Annotated in this window: 7 protein-coding genes; all 7 read right to left on the bottom strand. The window is 56.8% G+C overall.

Annotated elements, in window-relative coordinates; all coding sequences use genetic code 11:
- On the bottom strand, nucleotides 1-454 hold a 454-nt coding region (locus tag HQL52_07135), incomplete at its 3' end, for an AAA family ATPase (GenBank protein ID MBF0369216.1).
- Between the two features lie 36 nt (nucleotides 455-490).
- Nucleotides 491-1,096, bottom strand: a complete 606-nt coding sequence (gene ruvA / locus HQL52_07130) for a Holliday junction branch migration protein RuvA (GenBank protein MBF0369215.1) — start codon at nucleotides 1,094-1,096, stop codon at nucleotides 491-493.
- Nucleotides 1,093-1,596, bottom strand: coding sequence for a crossover junction endodeoxyribonuclease RuvC (gene ruvC / locus HQL52_07125; GenBank protein ID MBF0369214.1), 504 nt, complete (start codon nucleotides 1,594-1,596; stop codon nucleotides 1,093-1,095). The genes ruvA and ruvC overlap by 4 nt, the downstream gene beginning before the upstream one ends.
- A gap of 13 nt (nucleotides 1,597-1,609) precedes the next feature.
- Entirely contained in the window at nucleotides 1,610-2,356 is a 747-nt protein-coding gene (locus tag HQL52_07120) for a YebC/PmpR family DNA-binding transcriptional regulator (GenBank protein ID MBF0369213.1), read from the bottom strand.
- Nucleotides 2,357-2,569: 213 nt separating this feature from the next.
- A complete protein-coding gene (locus HQL52_07115; GenBank protein MBF0369212.1) occupies nucleotides 2,570-4,471 on the bottom strand; it encodes an ABC transporter permease in 1,902 nt (633 codons plus the stop codon).
- 7 nt (nucleotides 4,472-4,478) lie between these two features.
- The gene (locus tag HQL52_07110; GenBank protein MBF0369211.1) at nucleotides 4,479-5,264 is read right to left on the bottom strand and encodes an ATP-binding cassette domain-containing protein; all 786 of its coding nucleotides are present in this window, start codon (nucleotides 5,262-5,264) and stop codon (nucleotides 4,479-4,481) included.
- Nucleotides 5,261-7,954: a hypothetical protein gene (locus tag HQL52_07105; protein MBF0369210.1), complete on the bottom strand. Its 2,694-nt coding sequence runs from the start codon at nucleotides 7,952-7,954 to the stop codon at nucleotides 5,261-5,263. Before HQL52_07105 ends, HQL52_07110 begins: the two co-directional genes overlap by 4 nt.
- Between the last annotated feature and the right edge of the window lie 302 nt (nucleotides 7,955-8,256).

The following is an 8,256-nucleotide window of genomic DNA, read 5'->3' as shown; positions in this document are numbered from 1 at the left end:
AATTTTCTCCTTGAATCAAACAATCACTCATAATTGACCAAAGTTCTTCCAATATTGGATCATTATCCAATTGGTGAATTTTCAGGGAATATTTTTCAATAATCAGGGAACACTCTTCAATAATTGAGTCGTCAACTCCCACAAATTTATTAAATGCTTCCTCTTTAACCACCTCAGGGGCTGGTGTTTCTGTTTCAATATAAAACTCAAAACAACGTGCAGCTTCCCCTTCTCGTTGATAGCAGTGAACGTTATCAAATCCACCAAGCTGCTGGATGGCAAATCGCGCATCATGTCGGATCACCTGGGAAACAAAATCCAGAGCTTCGAAAAAATTGGATTTACCGGCCCCATTGGGACCAACAAAAACGGCATAGGGGGGAATATTCTCAAGTACGAGTTCATCGATACTGCGGAAATTAACGATTTTGAGGCGGCGGATATGGATGCTCATGGGAGATCTCCTTTGAGCGGCCAGGATGTCATGGAATCAGCGGGCGAGCAATTTCAAAGCGGTGCGGATGCCTTCGCCCACATCTTTCATTTCATCCATGGGCAGCTGCCGCAGGACCAGCTCCACCTGGTTGCGCTTGTAGCCCAGGTTGATCAAAGCGGAGATCAACTCTTCCCGCATGGAGGCCGGGAGCATGGTTCCAGGTTGGCTGGGGAGGCCTGAGACGGGGATGGCGGTCAAGTTGGGGAGTTTATCCTTCAGCTCCATCACCATGCGCTGGGCGGTCTTTTTGCCCACACCGGAGATACGGGACAGAGTCGTCACATCGGCCTGGGCGATGGCGGTGGAGAGGGTTTCGGGGGTGAGTGCGGAGAGGGCTGCCAGGGCGAGCTTGGCACCGATGCCATTGACGCCGTTGAGCAGGATGAAAAAATCCCGCTCCCGACGGGTGCTGAAGCCAAAAAGGTGGAAAGCGTCCTCCCTGACATGGGTCACGGTGACCAGCTTGACCTCTTTTTCCAGCTCCGGCAGCGCCTCATAGGTGGAGAGGGGGATAAAAACCCGATAACCCACCCCCCCCACATCGATCAGAGCCTGGTCCGGGCTTTTTTCCGCCAGCACCCCCCGCAGTTGCGCAATCATGCCGCCCCCCGCAAACGGAGCTTAAAGTCGGGGCTGGAGGCTGTATGAAAATGGCAAAGCGCCACCCCCAAGGCATCTGCCGCATCCTGGGCCGGGGCTTTGGGGAGGGTCAAAATCATGCGGATCATCTCCCCCACCTGATGTTTTTCCGCCCGGCCATACCCCACCACCGATTTTTTCACCTGGAGGGCGCTATATTCATAAACAGGCATGTTTCGGCTGACAATCGCGGTGATGGCCGCTCCCCGGGCGTGGCCGAGCTTGATGGCAGACTGGGCGTTTTTGGCCATAAAGACCATCTCCACCGCTGCCTGTTGGGGGCCGTGTTGATCGATCACCTTTTGCAGTTCCAGAAAAATCGCCCCCAGCCGATCCGCCAGAGGCGCTCCTGATTTGGTACGGACGCAACCATGGGCAATATGCCGGGTTTTGCGGCCATCATTTTCGATCACCCCCCAGCCGGTCACCGCCGAGCCTGGGTCTATTCCTAGAATACGCACCCTGAACTCCCCATCACGCCATGGCCAGCTTTTCGAGAATATCTTCAGAAATATCGAAGTTGGCGTGAACCTGCTGGACGTCGTCGTTATCTTCCAGAAGCTCCATCAACTTGAGCATGGAAGTCGCCTGTTTTTCATTGAGAGCCACGGTGTTTTGCGGGCGCATGGTAATCTCGGCACTCACCGGATTGCCGAATGCCTTCACCAGACTCTCCCGCAGGGCTTCGAACGCTTCCGGTGGGCTCAACACCTCCTGATCCTCACCATCGCTTTCGATATCCTCAGCCCCAGCATCCAGCGCCGCTTCCATCAAGATATCTTCATCGATCCCCTGGTAGACGATTCGCCCCACCTTGTCGAACAGAAAGCCCACACATCCCGTGGTGCCCAGATTGCCGCCATATTTGCTGAAAAGATGCCGCACCTCCCCCACCGTGCGATTGGTGTTATCAGTCAGGGTCTCGACAATGACCGCCACCCCTCCCGGGCCATACCCTTCGTAGCGGATCTCCTCATAGTTGACCCCTTCCAGTTCACCAGTACCCCGCTTCACCGCCTTTTCCATGGTGTCCTTGGGCATATTTTTATCCCGGGCAGCGATGAGGGCGGCACGCAGCCTGGGGTTGGAACTGGCATCTCCACCACCGATGCGGGCGGCCGTGGTAATCTCCCGGATGAGCTTGGTAAACACCTTGCCCCGCTTGGCGTCCTGGGCCCCTTTGCGAAATTTAATATTGGCCCACTTGCTATGTCCCGCCATGACCTATCCTTTTGTCTTAAGATTTCCGATTCATCCGGTGCCCAGGCACCCCAGATTCCACCCCTGGGCAATGGTAGTCCTGAACCCAACGAGGCTCAAGGTTTCCGGGGATTTACCACAACTTTATCTTTTATTTCGGGAGGATCCGACCAACACGATCAAGCAGGGCCGGGCAAGTGAGGAAGATCATACCTGAAAGAGAGATCCCGCCCCTTAAACATCTCGGCTGAGGGCATCCCGCTTGGGGGCTGCACGTTTACCGTGGAGAAGATCAGAAGGCGCGGTACTGCCCCGTAGAGGCATACTGAAAAGACGGAAAATGGTCACGAACACCACCGCTCCAAACACCGTACCGATGGTGATGGCAATCGCTTCGGGGGAGAGGGGCAACACTTCGAAGGTTTGCCCGGGAGGGAGAATATCCCGATATTTTTCGATAATGCCTCTAAAACCATCCTCCAACTGGTAGCGCAAGAGAGGCACCATACCAAAAACAGCGAGGGCCCCCCCCACCAGGGTGGAGAGTGCCATCTGCCAGATGAGCTTGGTATAAATCCCCAGACTGGTAAAGCCACGGCTGAGTAGAATCCCAAAATGACGTCTGCGATGCTCCACCAACGCCCCCACCTGGGCCAAAAGCAACGCGGCCAAAAAGACCCCAAAGGTGATCGCATAGGCCGGAACCAGCGTCGCCAGCATATCGGAAAGCAGATTAAAACGGGTCAACGCGTCCATATACATGGCGTGGATGTTCAACGCCGGGCGACCATCCCGGGTGCGAATCGCCAAAAATTCCTCAATCCCCTGGTTGATCCGGGTGGGGTCGGGCACATAGACATGCACCGCTGAAAAAGAGGTGCCATAGCTGGTGACATCCCAGGGTACGAAAACCGGATCGCTGGGTGCACCTCTTCGACCATACCGGGGACAGAGAGTGCCCCGGAGGGTGTCGTTGCGGGGGAGCCGGTGACAGGGAATCCACAGCTGGCTCTGGGTATCGTGGTTGAGGGTATCCCAACCAGTCGAACCACCGCTCCCGGAGCCACCCGCCTGACTGGAGGCACGGGGCAAAATGGGGGGTGGGCAGCGCTTGGTATTGATGGTGGGCAGACCCGTCAGCCCAGTTGCGGCGACCTCTTCCTGGGCACACTTGGCGAAAGCGGTAATCCCCGCCCGGGGATAGTTGGGATCCATCAGCACCTGGTGTGCTGCAAAATCCCCCCGCCCCAGGGTGGCAGGGTCATATTTCAGGTCCGGAAAATGGTAGGCTGCCAGCAGAGCGTGGTAGGTGCTCAAGGGAAACAGATAGCTGACCTTCTCCATGGCGGGGATATGGTGGACCCAACGCACCTTGAAGGGGAGCAGCTGATCATCGTTGGAGACCGTGACACTCAGCCACAGGGTATCCAAAAATTCAGTCAGTTTTTTACCCGGAGGCCGCATGGGAGGCGGCGGACGCTTGCGTTTGCGCAGCCCTTCGCTCACCGATTCCCGATACGCGTCGTAGTTGAAGCGCTCCACAAAGAGGGTCTCGGAAAGAACGATGGTCAGGGGCAAGCCCAGCCACTCATCGGTCGCCCCTTCCACCCCCGGATGCCACCCCTCCGGGGTCTGCAACTGCCACAAAGGGTTGTTGGGATAGACCGCCCAACCGATGAAGGGTGCGTCCCGCTTCCAGCTCGCCACACCCGGCAGACGAATCCCCGGGCGACCCCGCTCCAGACGGCGATAGGAGTGAACCGACAGACCCGGGATGGGGCCGGTGTCTGGTGCGGACAGTTTATCCAAGCGATCCAACAGGTTTTTCTGGATGCCCTCGTGATTTTCCCAGTGGGGAGTCACCCAGATAGGTACGCCATAAGGCCTGAGGGTTCCCAACAGCGCATCGGTAAAGCGATCCAGAAGTCCCGCCCGGCTCCCCGCCATCAGGAGCATCATGGCGATCACCAGAGAGAGCAGCAGTGTCAGCCAGGCAAAATCCCGTCCACCCCCCGCACACCCAAAACGACCGCAGCCGAAGGAGCGCCAGAAAGCCAGGTTGCCCATGGAAAACCAGACCGGCACCCACCCCCCCATTCCACCCTTTAATTTTTTTGGTTCGGAGTGACTGGACATACCTCATTCACCCCGTGGAAGTGGTTTTGCCAGCCTTGGATTGCAGGTGGCAGTGGTGATTTCGGACCAGGAGGCGGTGGCTCACCCGGGTATCGGTGGCGTCGGAGTCGTGATGGGTCACCCAGATCACCATGCGATCCCCCAGTTGCAGCCAGCGATCCACCAGCCCCATCACCTCTTTGCGGGTTTCGCTGTCGAGGTTGCCGGTAGGCTCGTCGGCAAACAGCACCACCGGATCGTGGATCATCGCCTGGGCCAAAGCCACCCGCTGAAACTGCCCCCCGGAAAGCTCATTGGGATAGCGTTCCAAAAACTCCTCGGGGCTGGTCTCCTCAATGCGGCGACCATCCTTATCCCGCAGAAGCACCCTGTCCATGGTGGAGTGGACCTTGCGCAACATGTCGGTGCGGTTCATCCCCCCCTGAAGCGCCAGGGGATAGAGGAGATTTTCGCGCACCTTGAGATAAGGAGTGAGGGTGGAGTTTTGGTAGGCAAAGCCGAAATAGTGACGGCGAATTTTGGTGAGGGAGAGAGTTGATTCGGAGCGATCCAGACCTTTGCGGCCCCAAACCGCCTTGTTGCCGTCCGGGAAGGTCCAGCGGACCCACCCTTCCTGGGGACGTTTGAGAAAGGTCAGAAGATAAAGCAGGGTACTCTTGCCGCTGCCGCTGCGACCCAACACCGGCAGACGACCGGAAATGGAGGAGGCGTCCAGGCGCAGACCGCCCACCGACAGGGTGAAGGATTTTCCCCACCCTACGGTGGCTGCGCTGACCTGGACGCCCCAACTCATGGCAGCAAGTCTTGAGGAATCCAGTAACCGCGTCGACCGCCCACGGTATGACCGAATTTGTATTCCCGGGTGGGACCCAGGGGAACCCGTTCGATGGAGCCGGAAATCCGCATCAGGTTTCGACCATTGGCGGTGGCATCGGGGCAGCGACGGGATTTATAGCGCTCGGAGGAAAATACCGGTCGCATGTAGTCCCGTTCCACCACCTCCAACATCTCCTTGGATTTGATGGCCCAGAGCGCCAGCCTGCGCAACTCGCAAGCGGGTACTGCTGGAATGACCTTGTTGTTGCGGTCTTTGATGGCAATGCCGTCCCTATCCACCACGATCAGTTTACCGTCCTTGTTGCGGATGACATTTTCCGCTGAAAGGGAGTTGACGTTATAGCTCAAAAGCGGGCTGTGCCGACGTACCGGCAATCCACCGCGCCGCTGGGCGTATTCTGCAGGAGTTTCACCCGCCACATCAATGGGGGGTCTGCGAATCTCCTGCTGGAGCCCCAATACCATGGCACTGATCAGAGCCCGGCGCAATTGGGATTCCGGCAGATCAAAATAGCCTTCGAATCCCCGCAGGATGCGAATCCAGGAAGAGAGCGCGCTGGAATCGATCCAAAGCTCTTCCACCACCTCTTCGGTCGCTTCGATGTAGCCGATCATGGTGGTATCGAAAACCCGGTTGCGACACTGCTCTCCTAGCTCACCACAGGCCCCTTTTTCAAGGATATGCCAATAGACCCCAGGGATGTCTACACGCTGTCTACGCAAACGGTCGATCACCGTATTTAGGGCAGCACCACCCCGGATGTCCAGGATGATTTCGTCAATGAGGCTACTTGAGCCCAGTTTTTCAACCGTATTGACTACCCGACCCAGCAATTGTTCCTCACCCATGCGGAAAAAGTGATCCTCCACTTTGGAGTCCTTGGGCAGGCTTTTTTGCAGAAGATATTTGGCTTGCTGGGCAAACTGCCGGTAGGCCCGATTGTAGGCCCGTGGGTGTTTGGCCTTCTGGCCACGGTTGGGAGTCTGGATGAAAAACGGAATGACGTTGTTTTCCTGACCGGCGATCTTGCCGGAGCCCCGCAGGAGCTGCACCAGGCTTTCCCGGTTGATGGATTGCTCATATTTGGAGATGTGTACCCGGCGGCCATTGCGCTTGACAGTTCTTTTGATCGCCTTGTAGCCGTGATCACCGATGACAAAAAAGAGCTTCAGGTGATCCGGGCAAGAGGTGATATCCCGGGTGAGAACCTGCTTCAAACCCCCATAGACATTTTCCTGATAGTCATCCTTGTCGTCGCTGGTGACTGATACCTTGGAAATGGCCTTTTGGAAATTCTTGAAGTTGAGCTTTTGCTCGACGCTGTTCAACTCACAGGCTCCGGAAAGGGGCAGCCCCTCGCCGATACCATCCTTGAGCCCCGAGGTCACCTGCTTGTCGGCATAGGGATCCCGGAATACCCGAAAGCCAAAGCGCAGCTGGGTCTCCTTGAACCCCTGGGTGTTTTTCAGGGAGTCGATGATCTCCTGGATCACCCCGGATTTGTCATCCACGCCCCGGACCGCATCGATCACCGCATCCATACTGGCGGTGGCATCGAGGAGGAAAAAGATATCCACCCGTTTTTTGGCAGAGAGGGATTCAACGCTGGTGGCGCTCTTGGGCGTAAACTCGGGGATGATATCGGCTGCCAGGTTGGAAGAGATGGCAAATTTACCGTCACCCACCGAGCGGCCCACCAAACCCGGCTGGGCCAGGGCCACTTTATAAAAGCGACGATCCCCAGAAGATTTACCCGACAGGCTGCCGGGCTTGACGTGATTGTTTTTTTCGTCCACCAACCCCAAAACCGGAATGCGCAGCGGGGATTTCAACCACTCCACCCCCCCCTTGACCGGCTGGCAGGCATCCTTGTTGTCGGAAACCGCATCCAAAAGCTGCTCGTAGGCACAGATGGTACCGGTGGATTTTTTGTCCGGAGATTTCAGATCCTCCTTGGGGCGCAGGCTGAAGGCGTTGTTCCAGACAAAGCCATCCTTTTTGCTCACCCAGCCCAGGAGCATGTCATCCTCTTCCAGGCGGTAGCGGTCGGCCAGCAGCAGCGCATCTTCCCGCTCGTCGAAGACAAAATACATGTGGAAGCGGGAGGCCCCTTCCCGGCAGGTTCCCTTGCCACCGACACACTCCTTGAGCCCCGGCCCCTGAAAGACATTGACTGTGGGGACGATTTGGTTGTCCTTCCGGGGAGCGGTGGAGGTGCGGATGAAAAATTTCTTTTCCAGACCCGACTCCCCCTTGATGGGCAGATTGCGGCAGAGCAGATCGCCCTTCTTGACCCAACCGGTCACCTCGGGTTGAGAGTCATAGCGGAAGGCGTGAATCTTGAGCCGATCTTTGCTTTCGGCCAAAATTTCCGCCTGCTGGTTGAAGGAGAGCTTACCCTGGGCGCTGGAGGCCCCCATGGATTTATAAAAGGGAGCGCCCTCACTCAACACCCTGGCAACGCCAGCCCATTTAAGCTCCTCCCCCTGATAAAAATGGGAAAAGTCGTAGCCTGCACAGCTGCCTGATGCGTTTTCAGCACCGATACCGACCCTGGGGCCGGCCATCAGCACCAGCAGCAGAATGGCAAAATGGACCGACAGGCCCGGGAGATGCCAGCCCTTCTCCGATGGTTTTTTCTGCATGGTTTCCTTCTCCACGGTGAACTTCCCCCCACATTTCTTTTGGCTCTTGCCAATTTGATCTCTGTTCATGTCTGCCATCTGCCTTGACCCGGTTTGGGTCCCCCGTTTCAAATCCTATGCGGTGTTGGTTCCTGGTGGCGGCCTCTGTTTTCAGAAGCGCTCCGGTTTCCCCATCTTTCCCATCCTGGGAACGGGTTGAATGATTTTCTACAGCACCCGTTCCGGAATCACGGGTTGACTCTTCATCTCCACCCCTGGAAGGGTGGTTTACTCTCATTTCGGTGGGTGGTCTGCCATCGTCC

The organism is Magnetococcales bacterium, assembly GCA_015232395.1.
Classification (GTDB): domain Bacteria; phylum Pseudomonadota; class Magnetococcia; order Magnetococcales; family JADFZT01; genus JADFZT01.
The sequence above is the reverse complement of the archived record's forward strand: the minus strand, read 5'-3'. Positions and strand labels throughout refer to the sequence as shown.

Excerpts from the sequence above, each read along its gene's own strand:
- ruvA (MBF0369215.1), bottom strand. The coding sequence starts at position 1,096 with ATGATTGCGCAACTGCGGGGGGTGCTGGCGGAAAAAAGCCCGGACCAG.
- HQL52_07120 (MBF0369213.1), bottom strand. The coding sequence starts at position 2,356 with ATGGCGGGACATAGCAAGTGGGCCAATATTAAATTTCGCAAAGGGGCC.
- HQL52_07115 (MBF0369212.1), bottom strand. The coding sequence starts at position 4,471 with ATGTCCAGTCACTCCGAACCAAAAAAATTAAAGGGTGGAATGGGGGGG.
- HQL52_07110 (MBF0369211.1), bottom strand. The coding sequence starts at position 5,264 with ATGAGTTGGGGCGTCCAGGTCAGCGCAGCCACCGTAGGGTGGGGAAAA.
- HQL52_07105 (MBF0369210.1), bottom strand. The coding sequence starts at position 7,954 with ATGCAGAAAAAACCATCGGAGAAGGGCTGGCATCTCCCGGGCCTGTCG.